This window comes from Streptomyces sp. NPDC055103, from assembly GCF_053607625.1.
This window is the reverse complement of sequence record NZ_JBSGTX010000037.1, coordinates 18233-33600: the sequence shown is the minus strand read 5'-3', so window position 1 is coordinate 33600 and position 15368 is coordinate 18233. Positions and strand designations below refer to the sequence as shown.

The following is a 15368-nucleotide window of genomic DNA, read 5'->3' as shown; positions in this document are numbered from 1 at the left end:
GTCGCGTGGCCACCACGCAGCAGCGATTCATGCGCCGAGGCACCACCCTCTTCTTCTTCCTGAAGGAGATCGCCTCCGACGAGAACATCCCCAGCCGCGCCGAGTTCGAGCCGACCAATGCCACCAACCTGTCGGACACCATCTCCGACGTCGAAGGGTGGTCGCTGGAGAACACGCCCATCGATACCCCGGACATGGGCAGCACCTTCGCCACCACGATCCCCGGGGAGGACAAGGCCGACAACTCCAGCATCACCTTCTACGAGGACAAGGTCCGCGACACCATCGAGACCCTGCTCTCCAAGGGGGTCACGGGGTACATCGCGATCATGCGCAAGGGCGACGTGCCCCTGTCGAAGTCGCTCGACGTCTTCCCCATCCGGGTCGGCAGCCGCAGCCCGTCCTACTCGACCGCGTCCGAACCCGCGAAGTTCAAGGTCACGTTCGGCATCACCGAGGAGCCGACGCTCGACGCCGCGGTGCCGGCGAAGACCGTCTGAGAGGGGTGCCGCATGTCCACCACGATGAATCCCGCACCGCCGGCCGCTGCCGTCGCACGCGATCCGCACTGGTCCGCCAAGATGGCCCGGCTGAAGGCCCGGAAGCTCCCGGAGCGAAGCCTGCGGCTGTGCGACGACGACGAGGCGAAGCAGAACGCCACCAACGCTGCCCTCGCGCTGGCGAAGGCCCGCACGGCTGCCCGCGCCGAGTCCATCGAGCAGGGAGTCGCAGAGGCCGACCGCGAGGAGTGGGTAGCCGCCTACCCGGATGTGGTCGCCGCACAGCTCCAGCTCGACGAGGTCGAACGGGCGCTGGAGGACGTGACGGACGTTCTGACCTTCCGGGCCCTCCCGCGGCCCGCATGGGAGCAGCTTCTGCGTGACCACCCGCCGACCGAGGCCCAGGCCGACCAGGGCATGGAGTACAACGTCGAGACGTACCCTGCCGCCCTCGTCGCCGCATGCCACATCGAGCGCGACGAGACGGGCGCCGAGGTCCCGGGGATGAGCGAGCAGGAGGCACAGGAACTCCTCGACGTCTGGCCGGACTCGGAGGCGAAGGCGCTGTTCACCACTGCCCTCCTGGTCAACCAGACGCTCAGGGCCGACCTGGGAAAAGGCTGATCTCCGACCCGGCGTTCCGCGCGGAGATGGAGGTCTGCGCCTCGTACGGCATCCCGCACAGTCAGTTCACCGGTGCGGGGGACGGGAGGTGGTCGGCCCTCGACCGCGCGAAAGCTGTCGCCTACCTCGCCTATTCGCGGACGGTGTGCGACTCGTGCGGGACCAGACCGGAGGAGTGGGACGAGCAGGCGGGTGGCGACCGCTTCGCGTACGTCACAGAGACACACCGGTGCGTCGGCTGCGAGCTGATCGCCATGGAGCAGGAACAGGTCCCGGAGGGTCCGGAGGGGCGTGGGGTGAAGGTCGGGCTTCGGCCCAGGAAGAAGTAGCCAGTGGCCGGGGCCTACACCCTCTACGTCCACGTCCAGGCCGGTGTCACCGGTCTGGTCGGCGGCCTGCGGACGGCGGCAGGCCAGGTCACCGCCTTCGGTAGCCAGGTACGCCGCCTCGACAGAGACCTGAACCAGCTCGGGGGCAGGTCGGAGCAGACCCGCCGGACCATGGCCGCAGGCTTCGCCGTGATGGGTGTCGCGCTCGGCGGCGCCTTCGTCATGGGAGTGCGGGGCGCCATCGAGCTGGAGAAGCAGATGGCGAACGTCATGACGATCTCCAAGGAGATCAACAACACCAACATCAGCAACTTCACGGACCAGATCGTCGAGCTGAGCACGCAGCTCCCGCAGTCGGCCTCCCAGCTCGCCGAGGGTCTGTACCAGGTCGTGAGCACCGGCTTCGACGGTGCGGACGCGATGACGATCCTCCGGGTGGCCGCACGAGGTGCGACCGCCGGCCTGACGACGACGGAGACCTCCGCGCGCGCTCTGCTCGGCGTCTTGAAGGCGTACGGGATGGACGCCTCCCAGGCCGCCGACGTCATGGACGTCATGTTCCAGACCGTCAACTACGGCGTGGTCTCCTTCGACGAGCTCGCGCAGCAGCTCGGTGACGTGGTGCCCATGGCGGCAGCCGCCGGCGTGGAGTTCGACGACATCAGCTCCGCTCTCGCCGCCGTCACCCTCACTGGCATCCCCGCGGCCGAAGCCGTTACGGCGCTTAACATGCTGATGACGCGCATGATGAAGCCGGGCCGCGAACTGGTCGACATGATCAAGGGCTTCGGCTACGAGTCGGCTGCGGCTGCTCTTGAGCAGGACGGCCTGTACGTCGTCATGGAGAAGGTCCGCAACGCCACCGGCGGTTCTGCGGATCAACTCGTTCCGCTGCTGAAGGACATTCGCGCGGTCCGCGCCGCGCTCGCCCTGTCGGCGGCCGAGGGCAAGAACTACCAGGACACCTACGCGGGCATCAGCGTCGAGGTCGAACGGGCCGGGGCGACCCAGAGGGCGTACGCGATCCAGCTCGACACCACCGCCGGCCAGTGGGCGCAGTTCCAGAACCAGGCCCAGGCCCTCGGTATCGACATGGCGCGCGTTCTCCTGCCCGCGCTGGAGAGTGTGGGCGAGGTCCTGAACATCGTGGCCGGGGCTATCAACGATCTGCCCGGCCCTGCGAAGTCACTGATGGGCGTCGTCCTCGCCCTCTCGGCGGCGGCGCTGCTGGCGAAGGCGGCGTTCCTCCGCTTCGGGAACCAGCTCACCATCTTCCGCACCGAGCTTGCCACGGCGCGAGCCGGTGGCTCGGCTCTGCCCGCAGTCCTCAGTGGCGCCGGGATCGCGGTCGCCGGTCTCACCGCTCTGATGGCGATCGGAGTCGGCGTGTACGCCGCCTACTCCGCCAGCAAGCAGAAGGCCAAGGCTGCGACCGAGGAGCTCGTGGATGCACTGCGTCGAGAGCGCGAAGAGGGCGAGCAGGGGGCGGGCCTGCGCACCCTCACCGAACAACTCACCAACAGCGACGACGTCAAGAAGCTCAAGGACGCCCAGATCGACGTAGCGACCGCCATCGACGCGATCACGTCTGGAGGCGCGAAGCTCAAAAAGCTCAAGGATGAGCTGGACACTCAGAAGGGGCTGACCTGGGACAGGGGCTCATACGCGGCCGACCCCGAGTGGGATGCCGCCAAGGAGGTTCTGGACCGGCAGCACGAGGTCTGGTCGAACGCGGTCAAGAAGGAGAACGAGCTCGCCGCGTCCATGGCGATCGTCAACAACAAGATCAAGGCCAACCGGCTGGAGCTGCTCGGCGCCTGGGAACTCACCCAGTCGCTTCCGACCGACAAGAACGGCAGTCCCAAGTTCACCGAGCAGATGGAGGCGATGGGCAAGGCCCTCGGCTCGATCGTCGACCCGGCGAAGGCGTGGAAGAACGCGCAGGACAAGGTGGCCGAGGCGAACAAGAAGGCGGGCCTGTCAGCTGACGCGTCCAAGGCTTCCCTCGCGGACTACGTGGAGGAGCTGAACAAGCAGCTCAAGGCGCAGCGAGAGTTCCAGAAGAACCTGGGTGAGCTGGCCGCGAATGGCCGTCTCGACCTGGCCGATCACTTCGCCGCCCTCGGGCCCGAGTCGGCGCCCCTGCTGGACGAGCTCGTCGGACAGCTCAAGAAGGGCAAGGGTGAGGTCGCCGACGAGCTGGAGAAGATCATCCAGGAGTCCTCTGCACGGGCGACGCCGGCGTTTCGCGCCGGTCTGGAGCAGCTGCCCGCGATCTCCGCCAAGTACGGCAGGAAGGTCGCCGAAGCGTGGGCCGACGCTTCGGCCACCAACGATCCCGGCAAGTTTGCGAAGGTCATGCAGGACATGGTCGTCGCTGACATGGGGAAGGCCGCTAAGAAGCTGCCCAAGGCCGCTGCCGCCCAGATGGAACAGGGCATGAGCGTACTGGCGGACGTGTCCGAGAAGTTCGGCAAGGAGGCGTCCACCTCGCTGGCTCAGTCGTTCCTCCAGGGCGACATCGAGAACATCCGCGCTCAGCTCGGCTACCTGTACGGCGCGGACATGCCCATTGACGCGCCAGACCTCTCGGGCGTCGTGGCGGCCTTCCGTACGGTCGGAGGCCAGTCGAACTCCGAGTGGCTCGGCATGCTCAGCCTCATTGTGTCCGTGTCCCAGACGAAGGGATCCGAAGCGGCGAGCGCCCTGACCACGGCGCTGCTCTCGGGCGACATGGCGGCGGTGCAAGCACAGCTCGACGAGATCGGCGCGTCGGTCGGCCGGATCCCCGGGCAGAAGACGATCACCGTGAGCGTGAACAAGCCGGCCGCGGTCACCATCCCGTTCTTCGCGAAGATCCAGGCCAGCCCATGGGACAAGGACGGCAACGGCGTCCCCGACGGCATCCAGGCGCCTGTGAAGCAGGCCAACGGCGGACTGCTCGACTTCTACGCGGACGGGGGCGTGCGCACCCCGCGCGAGGACCACACCGCGCAGATCGCGCCGGCGGGCGCGTGGCGTGTGTGGGCGGAGCCGGAGACGCAGGGTGAGGCATACATCCCCCTGGCGGGGGCGAAGAGGGGCCGCTCCAAGCACATCCTGGAGGAGGTCGCCCGCCGCTTCGGCGGCGAGGTCACCTATCACGCCGACGGCGGGGTCACCGGCTTCAACTACCAGGCTCCGACGCTCTACACCCTGAGCGGCATCGCCGGCGACTCCATGAACAAGAAGGGCAAGTTCAGCCTCAGCCTGTTCGCCGAGAAGCTGGACGCCTCCGTCGCCACCGCCAAACGGTGGCGCAAGGACCTGGAGACGGTGGCTCGCCGCGCCGGCCAGGATGTAGCCGACGCTCTCGCGGAGATGGGCGTCGAGGGGATCGCGCTCACGCGCAAGATGGCGACGGGCAGCTCGCGCTACGTACGGGCGATGGCCCGTGACCTGGAGGCCCTGGCCGCGGCATCGCGAGCGAGCCTCGGAGAGTGGACCAGCCAGCTCGGCCAGGCGGCGAAGGACCAGGCCGCCTTCGAGCGGAACCTGTCGAAGCTGGAGGCGCGCGGGTATGGGGCGCTCGCGAAGCGGCTTCGGGAGCAGGGCGACCAGGACGCGGCTGACCTCGCCGCGCAGGCCGTGAAGGATCCGAAGAAGGCCAAGGCGGCGAACGACGCTGCCGCCCGCATGAACGCTGCCCTCGTCGCGAGCCTCCAGCAGTGGACGAGTCAGCTCGGTCAGGCAGCGAACGACCGGATCGCCTTCGAGCGGAACCTGTCGAAGCTGGAGGCGCGCGGGTATGGGGCGCTCGCGAAGCGGCTTCGGGAGCAGGGCGACCAGGACGCGGCCGACCTCGCCGCGCAGGCCGTGAAGGACTCGAAGAAGGCTCAGGCGGCGAACAACGCTGCCGCTCGTATGGCCTCGGCTCTCATCACCAGCCTCGGGCAGTGGACTGACCAGCTCCGGCAGACGGTGAGGGACCAGACCAACTTTGAGCAGAACCTCGCGAAGCTCGCGGCCTCGGGCTACACCGACCTGGCCAAGCAGCTCGCCGAACAGGGCGACCAGGAGGCAGCCGACCTTGCCGCGCAGGCGGCGAAGGATCCGAAGAAGGCCAAGGCGGCGAACGACGCTGCCCGCACAGCTGGCAAGGCGCTACCGGAGGACGACCTGCCGGACCTGGTGGCGATCATCGGCGCGATCAAGAGCAAGAAGACCGGCCTGCACGCGGTGGCCGACGCCACCGGGCTCAGCGAAGACCGCATCATCGAGATCGCCAACCTCGCCCTCGCCCGCCTCAAGAGCGCGCTGGGGGCAAAGGGCGCGAAGTTCTTCGATGACCTGAGCCGTGCCAACCGGGGGCTGTCGTACGCCAGCGGGGGCATCCTCACGCCCGGCCTGTACGCGACGTCAGGGGGACTGATCAAGTTCGCCGAGCCCGAGACGGGCGGCGAGGCTTTCATCCCGCTCGGAGCGGCGAAGCGCGGCAGCGCGCTCGCCGTCCTCCACGACGTCGCCACACGGTTCGGGATGCGCCTGTCCAGCGCCGACGCAGTACCGGCCACGACGAAGCTCGTCGACGCCCGGCCGCCGGCCGCCATCAAAGTCACCATCGTCCAGCAGCAGCCGAGGGCCTTGGTGGAGTCCATGCCGATCACCGTCCATGGGCGGGACACCTCTCCGCAGGAGCTGTCCGGGGAGATCATGCGGCGGTTGCGGAACGCGCAGCGCGGAGGGCGGATCTGATGGCCGTCCTCACCGACTGGCAGATCGACTTTGCTGGCGTCCTCATCGGTCGTGGCACCTCCGTGTCCGTGTCCGACATCGAAGGTCTCGGTGCTGCCGAGCTGCGCACCCAGGACGTGCTGAACCCTTCCGACGACGGCGCCTTCCCCGGGGTGGACCTGTACGCGCCGCGCACGGTGCGGATCGAGGCCGGCATCCGAACCCCAGGCGACCCGGCCGCCGCCCTGGACAAGCTGGCCGAGATCGAAGCCGCCGCTGCCAACGCGAAGATCCGACGCACCGCCGGCGCCCTCGCACAGCTGCGACTGCGCTGGCCCGGCCGCGACACCAAGGTCCTCTTCGGCCGTATCCGGCGTGCCGAAGCGGTCTCCACCGCCCAGGCCATCCACGGGTGGATACCGCTGGACCTCGAGTTCACCGCCCTCGACCCGCGGTTGCACGGCGACTCGGTGTCCAGCATCACCCTGCCCCTGGACATCAGCCACAGCAGCGGGGGGTTCAAGGCCCCTCTCGTGGCCCCCATCACGACCGGTATCGCCACCCCGGAGACCAGGCCCGGGTGGGTCATAAACGAGGGAAGTGTGGGCGCGTGGCCGTCCATCAGGATCGCCGGCCCCGTGACCAACCCCCGCGTCCTGCACGTGGAGAGCGGTCGCGTCCTGGAGCTCGGCATCACCCTCGGCGTCGGCGAGCGCATCGACATCGACACCCGTCCGGGGACCCGTTGGGTTCTGCGGAACGGATCGGGGAACGCCGCGTCGGCCCTCTCCAACGTGTCGCGCCTGGATCTCTTCCAGATCCCACCCGGCCGCAGCGAGATCCGCTGGACGGCGACCGACTACACCAACACCACCCGGCTGACCGTGTCATGGCGGTCGGCCTGGACCGCCCTGTAAGGAGAACCCGCTGTGCCACTGATTCAGCCGCCCATGCTCACCCACGGCGGAACGCACCCTGCCCGCGCGATGCGGATGATGATCAGGGACCTTGCCCGCGGTTCCCAGGGCGTCACCGAGGCCAACGACCTTAAGGTCAGGCAGCTCTCGACGCCGGGCTCCGCCGTACGTGTCGGGGACGGTTCGTCCATCATCCGTGGCGCGTCGTGGGGCCAGGGCGCCTACACCCAGTACAACGTGGGCGACTCCATCGTCCCCATCGCGCCCACTGGCGCGTCGCCGCGCTCGGACCTGTTGGTGCACCGCGTTGAGGACCCGGAGTACGAGGGCAACCGTGATCCGGCCGCAGACGACATCGGGTACTTCCACGTCGTCCCCAATGTCGGGTCGATCGCGACGGCGGTACCGGCCGGGATGACCGCAATACCTCTGGCCCGAATCGACCTCCCGCCGAACACAGCGACCGTCACGGACGCCATGATCAAGGACCTGAGGCGCATCGCCAACCCGCGGCGAGAGCGACGCCTCTACACGGCGTTCCCGGGCAGTCCCCAGAAGCTGACCTACTCGGACAACCGGTACCACACGTGGCCGCCGGCAGCCCGCTGGACTATCCCGGTGCCCGACTGGGCCGTCACCCTCAAGGCGATCACGACCTTCGCCGGCCTCCGCATGGACACCGCCGACGTCTACGCGTCGATGCAGCAGGTCATCGGGTCGATCCAGGGACAGGACACGACCATCGACGACGACCAGGGTAAGAACGTGCGGCGGACAACGGTCATCCTCGCCGACAGCCTGGGAGTCTCGGCCGCCATGCGAGGCACGAACCAGGTCCTGTACGTGCAGACCTACATGTCAAAGTCGGAAACCGGCAACCTCACTGTGGACGGCGCCACTTCGCTCATCTGCGACGTGGAATTCAACGAGGGCGTCATCTGACGATGGCGTACCGCTTCCTCACCACACACGCCCTCACCGGCCAGACCTTGGCCTGGGACCTTCCGCTGTCGGACGTGGAGTTCGGGCCCGAGCTGTGCGGGCCGGGCTCCTTCACCGGCGTCATCGAACCCAGGCTGGCCAACCTCATGCGCTCCCAGGTGGACCCTGGGACGACAGCGATCTACGTCGAGCGAGACCGCACGCTGTTGTGGGGAGGGTTGATCTGGAGGGCCGAGCCCGAAGGCCAGAAGCTTCGCCTGGAGGCGAGCGGCTTCGGGTCCTACCTCACCAAACGGACCGACACGCACGGCAACTTGGCCGGCCGCGGCCCGTGGGTGCACGCCGACCCCTGCCGCGTCATCCGAGAGACCTGGGCGTACTGCCAGTCCCAGCCCGACGGGAACGTGCGCGTGGCGGTGGACGGGACGACGTCACGGGTCACGGTCGGCACCCCCTCCGACCCGTACTCCACCCCGTGGTGGGAGGCGCCACCGCTCGCCAAGGTCGTCGACGACATGGTGGCCGTCGCCGGCGGCCCGGAGTGGACCGAGGCGGTCTCCTGGTCAGGCAGCGCCCCGGCCCAGCGCATTCGAATCGGCTGGCCGCGCCTGGGGACGAGACGGCAGGACATTAGCTTCACCTCCGGCATCAACGTCTCCTCCACGGTGCCGGTGCAGTACGACGCCGACAGCTACGCCCAGGTGATCATCGGTCTCGGTGCCGGTGAGGGACGCTCCCGGCGTCGCGCCGTGGACGCGGCCCGGAACGGGCGGCTGCGCCTGGAGCACGTGCTTGAGCTCCCAGACGAGAAGTCCACGGACCGACTCGCCGCGCGTGCCCGCACCGAGCGCGTGAACCGGTCGGTCATCGGCGAGGTCACCGAGGTCGTGCTCCGGGACCACCCCGCGGCGCGCATCGGCTCCTTCCAGATCGGCGACGACGTCCGGGTGCGCCTGAACGACGAGTGGTCGCAGTACGACGGTTGGGCACGGATCACCGGCTGGCTCCTCAAGCCGCCGTCCGACGCCGGGCCGGAGCAGGTCACGGTGCAACTGGCGCGGGCCGACAGATACAGCTACGGAGCGTGAACATGAGCAACCCCATAGCCGCTCTCGCTGCCCGTCTCGCCACGGTTGAGCGGCGACTCGACAGCACGAGCCGGACGGCACAGCTCGCCTACTCCTCCATCGAGGATGGAGCGATCAGCGTCTTCGACGGAGAAGGGTCCTTGCGTGCCATCATCGGCCAGCAACCCGACGGCACGACCGGCCTGAACGTGACCAATGGACCGCCGCCTCCGCAGCCCGTCGCGCCCACGCTGGTGCCCTCGATCGGCGGCGTCACCGTGGGCTGGGACGGTCAGTTCCTCGAGGGAAGCACCACGCCCCTGGACTGGGCGCGGCTGGAGATCCACACCGCCGAGGTGGAGTTCACGCCCGACGCCTCCACCCTGCGCGCGACCATCGAGTCCCCGCAAGGCGGAACCTTCACAGTCCTGGCAGAAAGCCCCCAGTACGTGTGTCTCGTCGCGCGCAACACCTCCGGTAGCCCGTCGCTGCCCTCGCCCACGGCAGGGCCTCTCGGGCGTATGCCGGTCGTCGCCGAAGCCGTGCTCGACGGCATCGTGGGTGAGCTGGCCCTCGCGGACGCCGCAGTCAGCCGCGCCAAGATCGCGATCGGCGCCGTCGACGCCGATCGCCTGGCCATCGGAACCGGCAACCTCCTGCCGGACAGCAGCTTCGAGGGCGCGTACACCGAGAAGCTGATCGCCGACAGCCCCGACTGGTACCTGGCCAGCCCCGGAAACGACTCCGCTCGATGCCTGACAGCGGACGTCACCGCCGAGCAGCCGACGACCCGCGGTCAGCAACTCGCGGTCCTGCCCGCCTCCCCGGGCGACCGCTTCTTCCTGGCGGTGGACTACCAGACCAGCACAGACTGGTCCGGGCTTGCCGCGCGGCTCTCCCTGCGCTGGTCCGACACGAGCGGCGCCACGCTCGGGTCCGGTGCCATCGAACAAACAGCGGCGCCCGGCACGTCCTGGGCGCGTATGAGTGGGCAGGCCCAGGCCCCGGCCAACACGGTCCGCGCCGAGGTGTGGGTCGAAGCCGTCCAGGCGAGTCAGGGAAGCCTGTCGTTCGACAACGGAGAAGTCCGCACGGTCGTCACGGCCGGTATGGTCCTGGCGGGCTCCATAGGCACTCCCGAGCTGGCCGCAGACTCCATCACCGGCGAGAAGGTCGTGGCGCAGACCATTACCGGTCGGGAGGTGAAGTTCCGGACGCTCACCGGCGATCACATGGACGTCAACTCGGTCCGGGTCGCGCTTCTGACGGCGGGCGCCGTCACGGCCGACATGATCAAGGCCGATGCGCTGAACGGCAAGACCGTCACGGGCATCAGGGTCATCGGCGCGGAGATCAACGGCGCCACTCTGCGCACCGCCGACTCGGGCAGCCGTGTGGAGATCACCTCCGTTCCGGCCACCGACACGACGCCCGCGTCCGGACGGGTCCAGCTCCCCTCCGGTTCGGCGACGGAGGTGGAACCGGCGGCCATGTACTCGCTGTACGACGCCGCCAGCAACACGTCCACACTGAAGCTGCAGTCGGCCGTACTGCGCGAGCCGACCCCGACCGGCGACATGAGAGCCATGGCGTCCCTGCCGACGTGGCCGACCTCCGCGATCACCGTGTGGTCGGAACCTGACACCGCCTATCTCGAACTCAGCGCCACCAAAGCGATCATCGAAGCCCAGTCCGTTGCCATCGGTGACACAGTCCGGTCGCACCTGGTCGTCGAGGGCAACCAGATCAGCGCGGAGAGCAGGGGCGGCGCCGTGCCGGTGTACCTCGGCGGCATGCTCGCGGTCGATCCGGACGGATGGATCAGCCGGTACAACGAAGTCTGGAGAGAGCCGACGCTCGGATCCGGATGGGTCCAGTACGGGGGGACCTGGGACCGCGTCGCCTACAAGGTCTATCCCGACAAGACCGTGGGGCTGCGCGGGGTGCTCAAGCGGACCTCCAAGGACCCTGCTGGAGGAGGCGAGATCGTCACCGTGCTCCCCGCCGCGGCCCGGCCGAAAGTCACGTACACACAGCAGTTCCAGGTCCTCGTCTCGACCGGGGCCGCGACGTTCCTGAACCTCAACCCGGCGTCGGGGGCCGTCACCCTTACCAACGTCACCGCTGCTGCGGCCACAGCCCTGGCGACCGGGACGGCGCACCTGAACCTGAGCGGAATCCGCTACCCGCTGGACTGACGCCGGCCGTCGCGAGCCGGGGTACTTCGGGTTCCGCCGTATGATCGGGACGTGGCGCGGGGCCACCGATCGCAAGGAGTTCGCGGTGAGCACCCAGCCGGGTGCGGAGCCCACTCTGTGGGAGCTGCATCGCGCCGTCGTTCAGCTGCGTGAGGACCAGCGCGACGACCTCGCACAGCTCCGCGACGATCTTCGCGGCGACATCGCGGCCCTGGCGAACCGGCTGAACGAGGTGGTCACCGTCGACGTCTACCGTGCAGATCAGCGCAACTTGACCCTGCGGATCGACTCCCTGGAGAGGGAGTTGGAGGCCGTGAAGAGGGATCGTAATCAGGACCAGGAGCAGGCGAGCACCAACCGGCGCCTTGTCGTGAGCGCGGTCATCGCACCGGTGCTGCTGATGGTGTTGCAGCTGGTGCTCGCGGCTCGCGGCAGTCCTTAGAGAAGACCACCACTCAGAATTGCTCATGGCGCGGGGGAGAAGCAGGACGCGCCTCATGCCCGACCTCTGGCTGCCCGGCGCCGAGCGGCATCCGCTCGGCGACACCGCGCCTACCGACACCCAGTACGCCCCCCGCGTGATCTGGCACATCACCTGGGACAAGAACGCCAGCGCCGCCCGGCCGGCTGACCTGGTGCCGTTCGACCGGCTGGTGACCTACTTCACCGGCGCCGGGCGCAGCTCGGCACCGCACATCTTGTGGGATCCGTTCAGCGGCCGTATCGCTCAGTTCTACCCGGCCAACAGCCGGTCGAAGTCGGTCGTCGACCTCGCCGGCGGCACCCGCACCAACCGGACCGGGCGGGTCTGCCTCCAGGTCGAGACGCTGTTCTTCCCTCATTCCCGCGTCAACGGCGAGTCGTACGCGACCGTGAGGGACACGCCGGCAAGGGGGCTGGACAAGATCCTGGCCTGGGCCCGGAGCTGGGGTGTCCCCGACGCGTGGCCGATGGGATCCCCGACGTGGTCTGCGAACCGCAACGAGCAGGTGTGGGAGACCCGCGGCGGGCACTACGGCCACAGCCAGACACCGGAGAACACCCACACGGACCCGGGCCCGATGCCGAAGTGGCCCGCGGTCGAGGGCCCGACCCCCAAGCCGGGCCCGCCGGCCTTCCCTGGACGAGCCGCTTTCGGCCCTGGCAAGTCGAACGGCTCGATCCTCCTGCTGGGCCAGCAGCTCGTCCGACGCGGCTACGGCAAGCACTACCGAGTCGGCCCCAGCCGCGACTGGGGAGAGGCGGACCGCCTGAACGTGAGGGACTTCCAGCGCGCGCAGCACTGGACCGGCGCTGACGCCGACGGACTGCCCGGCCCCGAGACCTGGCGCCGACTCTTCACCTGAACCCGCCGATTCGAACAAGGAGGCAACCCCCTGTGAACCTCTACGTGTCCCTCCTGCGCACGGGCGTTCCGGCCGTTGCCGGCGCGCTCGTCGCCTTCGCGCTGCGCCACGGTCTCGACCTCAACGCGTCCGCTCTCACCGAAGTCCTGACCCCGCTCGCGGCCTTCCTGTACTACGGGGTCTTCCGCCTGGCGGAGGAGAACCTGTCGCCGCGCTTCGGGTGGCTGCTCGGGTACGCCCGTCCTCCGCAGTACGAGACGGCCCCGGCGTCTCTGCCGCGGGCCTGACCCGCGGGCGCCGAACCACCGGTGTCCACCTATGGAAGAAGGCCCCCGTCTTACCTTGACGGGGGCCTTCGACCTCTTGGAGACACCTACTCTACCGCCCCTCCGGGCAGGTCCAAGTCTTCGAGCCCACTGGTTACAATCTATATGCATACGTTGGTGGAGCGGGAGGCGGCGAAGTGGCAGAGGGACAGGGCCTGACGGTGAGGAGGCCGTACCTGGTCGGCGGGGCGGAGTTTGCCGAGCTGTACGACGTGAAGCGGCTCCAGGTCAGCCAGTGGATCAGCCGAGACAATACGCTCGACTACCGGTACGCCAAGATCATCAGCGGGTCCCCGTACTGGCTGCTCCAGTTCGCCAAGGGCTTCGGTGAGACAACGCCGCGCCCGAGGCGTCTGAACGACGTCGTACTCGCGCGCCTGATCGCGTCGCAGGAGCCCGGCTACTGGGTGGGCGAGGTGAGCCAGCTTCCGCCGCTCGTGGGGCAGGCCGAGCTGACCGCCTTGTTCGGCGTGTCGCGCCCGCTCCTGCGGGACGCCCTGGACTCAGGCCGGCTCCGCCCCGCCGACTACACGCTCTCCGGGTCTCCGATCTGGCTGCTGGAGCCGGTGGTCGCGGAGGCGCCCACGCTCAAGGTCGGGGCGCGTACGGCGGATTGGTCCATGGACGAGACCGTCTTGGAAGCCCTGCGCACTGGGGCGTACGACGGGCCGGGGTCCAGGATCGTTCCGCGAGGGCGGGCGGCCGGGAAGGCTAGCAACTAGCCTGTTTTTAGGGCGATTTGATTTGATCCCACCCTCAATCGCATATAGAATGGAAGCGTACTCGAAGGGGTGCGCTTCCGTTCGTTGAGGGGGTTTCGTGTGTAGCTCCAGAGGGCCGCCGCCGGGTGGCCGGCGTCTCCGGCGATCGACATTTCGTCTACCCAGAGATAGATTCCAACACTCCAGAGCTGTTGTTCTATCTCTGAGGGGGAGTCTTGCCGATCGAGCAGCCGCCGTTGTTCGGCATCCAGCCCGTTCGCCGTCCCTCCGGTACCTCCGGCCTGACTATCCAAGAGCGGTTCGAGGCGTTCCACGCCTTCAACCCCTGGGTTGCCAGGGCGCTGGAACGGCTCACCGCCGACTGCGTCAAGAAGGGGTTCGGCCGTATCGGCATCGGGATGCTCTTCGAGCTCCTGCGCTATCAGTACGGCGCGGCCACCCATGGCGACGAGTTCGCGCTGAACAACAGCTTCCGCTCCCGGTACGTCCGGCTTCTCCTGGATGACCACCCGGAGTGGTCACCGCTTTTCGAGGTCCGCGCCCTGCGCGCGGACTGAACCACGCGACCTCTTGGAGCCAGATCGTGACCGCACCAACGGGCGCCGCCAAGGCGCCCGGCATCAAGACCCGCAAGCCGACCGGGATCGTCCCGTGGCCGCTTCTCCTCATCGAGGGGGAGGAGGGCGCCGGCAAGACCTACTCGGCAGCCAAGTTCTCCAGCAGTGACCGCATCGGCCAGATGTACTGGATCGACCTCGACGAAGGATCGGCCGACGAGTACGCGGCCATCGAGGGCGCGGACTACCTGATCATCGAGCATGACGGGACCTACCGCGACATCCTCGAGCAGGTCGATGCCGTGCATGCCGAAGCCCGCCGCGCGGCGGCGGCCGGGGAGCCTCCGGTCGTCCTCGTCATCGACTCGGGCTCCGCCTTGTGGCGGATGCTGACGAACTGGACCTACGAGCGGGGCCGCCGGACGCGGAAGAACCGCGCGCTGCTCCAGGAGGACCCGGACGCCGCGTACGACATTGGCCGCAACTTGTGGAACGACGCGCTCGAACGGTGGAACCGGGTCGTCTACCTGCTGCGCACCCTGCCCGGAATCGCCATCGTCCTGGCCCGCGGGAAGCAGGTCAGCGCGACGGACGACAACGGTCAGCCCGTCCAGGGGAAGAGCGAGTGGAAGGTTTCCGCCCAGAAGGACCTGGGCTTCGACTCCACCTGCTGGGTGCGCATGAAGCGCAACGCCGACCCCCAGGTGATCAAGGTCCGCTCTCTCCGGATGCAGGTGGACCACAGGAAGCCGGCCTCCCTGCGGGACTTCAGCATCGAGGACCTGGTCTTCAACAAGCTCGGCTGCTCCATCGAGTCCCAGCCTCGCGTCATGCCCGCGCTCGCTGGGGACCTCGTACAGCCCTGGCTGACCCGCATCGAGGAGCTGGAGGACAAGGAAGCCCTCCAGGCGCTGTGGCGCTCAGTCCCGGCCCCGGAGAACCGACTCAGCCGTGAGGAGATCACCACCATCCGCGCCGCCGCCGAGCGGCGGGCGGCCGAGCTGGACAACCCGCGCTCGGAGATGGGAGGGGGCCCGCTGTCCGACGCCGACAAGCTCCGCGCCGCCGCCCGCCGCAAGGCGGCCGAGCAGGACGCGGACGCCGAGCACTGACCCGCCCCGACCTGT

At 68.5% G+C, this 15368-nt stretch carries 14 protein-coding genes; all 14 read left to right on the top strand.

Annotation, left to right across the window (positions count from 1 at the left end; genetic code table 11):
- Window positions 1-5: 5 nt before the first annotated feature.
- The 14 genes from ACWFR1_RS23025 to ACWFR1_RS22960 all read left to right on the top strand — a co-directional run bounded on the left by ACWFR1_RS23025 (window position 6) and on the right by ACWFR1_RS22960 (window position 15353).
- The gene (locus ACWFR1_RS23025; RefSeq protein ID WP_453554017.1) at window positions 6-500 is read left to right on the top strand and encodes a phage tail tube protein; all 495 of its coding nucleotides are present in this window, start codon (window positions 6-8) and stop codon (window positions 498-500) included.
- A 12-nt stretch (window positions 501-512) separates the two neighbouring features.
- Entirely contained in the window at window positions 513-1124 is a 612-nt protein-coding gene (locus ACWFR1_RS23020) for a hypothetical protein (RefSeq protein WP_453554015.1), read from the top strand.
- Between the two features lie 26 nt (window positions 1125-1150).
- Entirely contained in the window at window positions 1151-1453 is a 303-nt protein-coding gene (locus tag ACWFR1_RS23015) for a hypothetical protein (protein ID WP_453554013.1), read from the top strand.
- A 3-nt stretch (window positions 1454-1456) separates the two neighbouring features.
- Window positions 1457-6187, top strand: coding sequence for a phage tail tape measure protein (locus ACWFR1_RS23010; protein WP_453554011.1), 4731 nt, complete (start codon window positions 1457-1459; stop codon window positions 6185-6187).
- Window positions 6187-7083: a phage distal tail protein gene (locus tag ACWFR1_RS23005; RefSeq protein ID WP_453554009.1), complete on the top strand. Its 897-nt coding sequence runs from the start codon at window positions 6187-6189 to the stop codon at window positions 7081-7083. The genes ACWFR1_RS23010 and ACWFR1_RS23005 overlap by 1 nt, the downstream gene beginning before the upstream one ends.
- Before the next feature lie 33 nt (window positions 7084-7116).
- Window positions 7117-8025 carry a hypothetical protein gene (locus ACWFR1_RS23000; RefSeq protein ID WP_453554007.1) on the top strand — a complete coding sequence of 303 codons (909 nt, stop codon included), beginning with the start codon at window positions 7117-7119 and terminating at the stop codon, window positions 8023-8025.
- A 2-nt stretch (window positions 8026-8027) separates the two neighbouring features.
- Window positions 8028-9113, top strand: coding sequence for a hypothetical protein (locus tag ACWFR1_RS22995; protein WP_453554005.1), 1086 nt, complete (start codon window positions 8028-8030; stop codon window positions 9111-9113).
- 2 nt (window positions 9114-9115) lie between these two features.
- Entirely contained in the window at window positions 9116-11290 is a 2175-nt protein-coding gene (locus ACWFR1_RS22990) for a hypothetical protein (RefSeq protein ID WP_453554003.1), read from the top strand.
- 85 nt (window positions 11291-11375) lie between these two features.
- Window positions 11376-11732 (top strand): hypothetical protein, encoded by a 357-nt coding sequence (locus tag ACWFR1_RS22985; protein ID WP_453554001.1) that lies wholly within the window; start codon window positions 11376-11378, stop codon window positions 11730-11732.
- 55 nt (window positions 11733-11787) lie between these two features.
- On the top strand, window positions 11788-12636 hold the full coding sequence (locus ACWFR1_RS22980; RefSeq protein ID WP_453554000.1) for a peptidoglycan-binding protein: 849 nt from the start codon (window positions 11788-11790) through the stop codon (window positions 12634-12636).
- 32 nt (window positions 12637-12668) lie between these two features.
- Window positions 12669-12923, top strand: a complete 255-nt coding sequence (locus ACWFR1_RS22975) for a hypothetical protein (protein WP_453553998.1) — start codon at window positions 12669-12671, stop codon at window positions 12921-12923.
- 176 nt (window positions 12924-13099) lie between these two features.
- Window positions 13100-13684, top strand: a complete 585-nt coding sequence (locus tag ACWFR1_RS22970; protein ID WP_453553996.1) for a hypothetical protein — start codon at window positions 13100-13102, stop codon at window positions 13682-13684.
- Between the two features lie 215 nt (window positions 13685-13899).
- A complete protein-coding gene (locus ACWFR1_RS22965) occupies window positions 13900-14241 on the top strand; it encodes a hypothetical protein (protein WP_453553994.1) in 342 nt (113 codons plus the stop codon).
- A gap of 26 nt (window positions 14242-14267) precedes the next feature.
- Window positions 14268-15353 carry an AAA family ATPase gene (locus ACWFR1_RS22960; RefSeq protein ID WP_453553992.1) on the top strand — a complete coding sequence of 362 codons (1086 nt, stop codon included), beginning with the start codon at window positions 14268-14270 and terminating at the stop codon, window positions 15351-15353.
- The last annotated feature ends 15 nt before the right edge of the window (window positions 15354-15368 follow it).

Excerpts from the sequence above, each read along its gene's own strand:
- ACWFR1_RS23020 (WP_453554015.1), top strand. The coding sequence starts at position 513 with ATGTCCACCACGATGAATCCCGCACCGCCGGCCGCTGCCGTCGCACGC.
- ACWFR1_RS23015 (WP_453554013.1), top strand. The coding sequence starts at position 1,151 with ATGGAGGTCTGCGCCTCGTACGGCATCCCGCACAGTCAGTTCACCGGT.
- ACWFR1_RS23000 (WP_453554007.1), top strand. The coding sequence starts at position 7,117 with ATGCTCACCCACGGCGGAACGCACCCTGCCCGCGCGATGCGGATGATG.
- ACWFR1_RS22995 (WP_453554005.1), top strand. The coding sequence starts at position 8,028 with ATGGCGTACCGCTTCCTCACCACACACGCCCTCACCGGCCAGACCTTG.
- ACWFR1_RS22980 (WP_453554000.1), top strand. The coding sequence starts at position 11,788 with ATGCCCGACCTCTGGCTGCCCGGCGCCGAGCGGCATCCGCTCGGCGAC.
- ACWFR1_RS22990 (WP_453554003.1), top strand. The coding sequence starts at position 9,116 with ATGAGCAACCCCATAGCCGCTCTCGCTGCCCGTCTCGCCACGGTTGAG.
- ACWFR1_RS23005 (WP_453554009.1), top strand. The coding sequence starts at position 6,187 with ATGGCCGTCCTCACCGACTGGCAGATCGACTTTGCTGGCGTCCTCATC.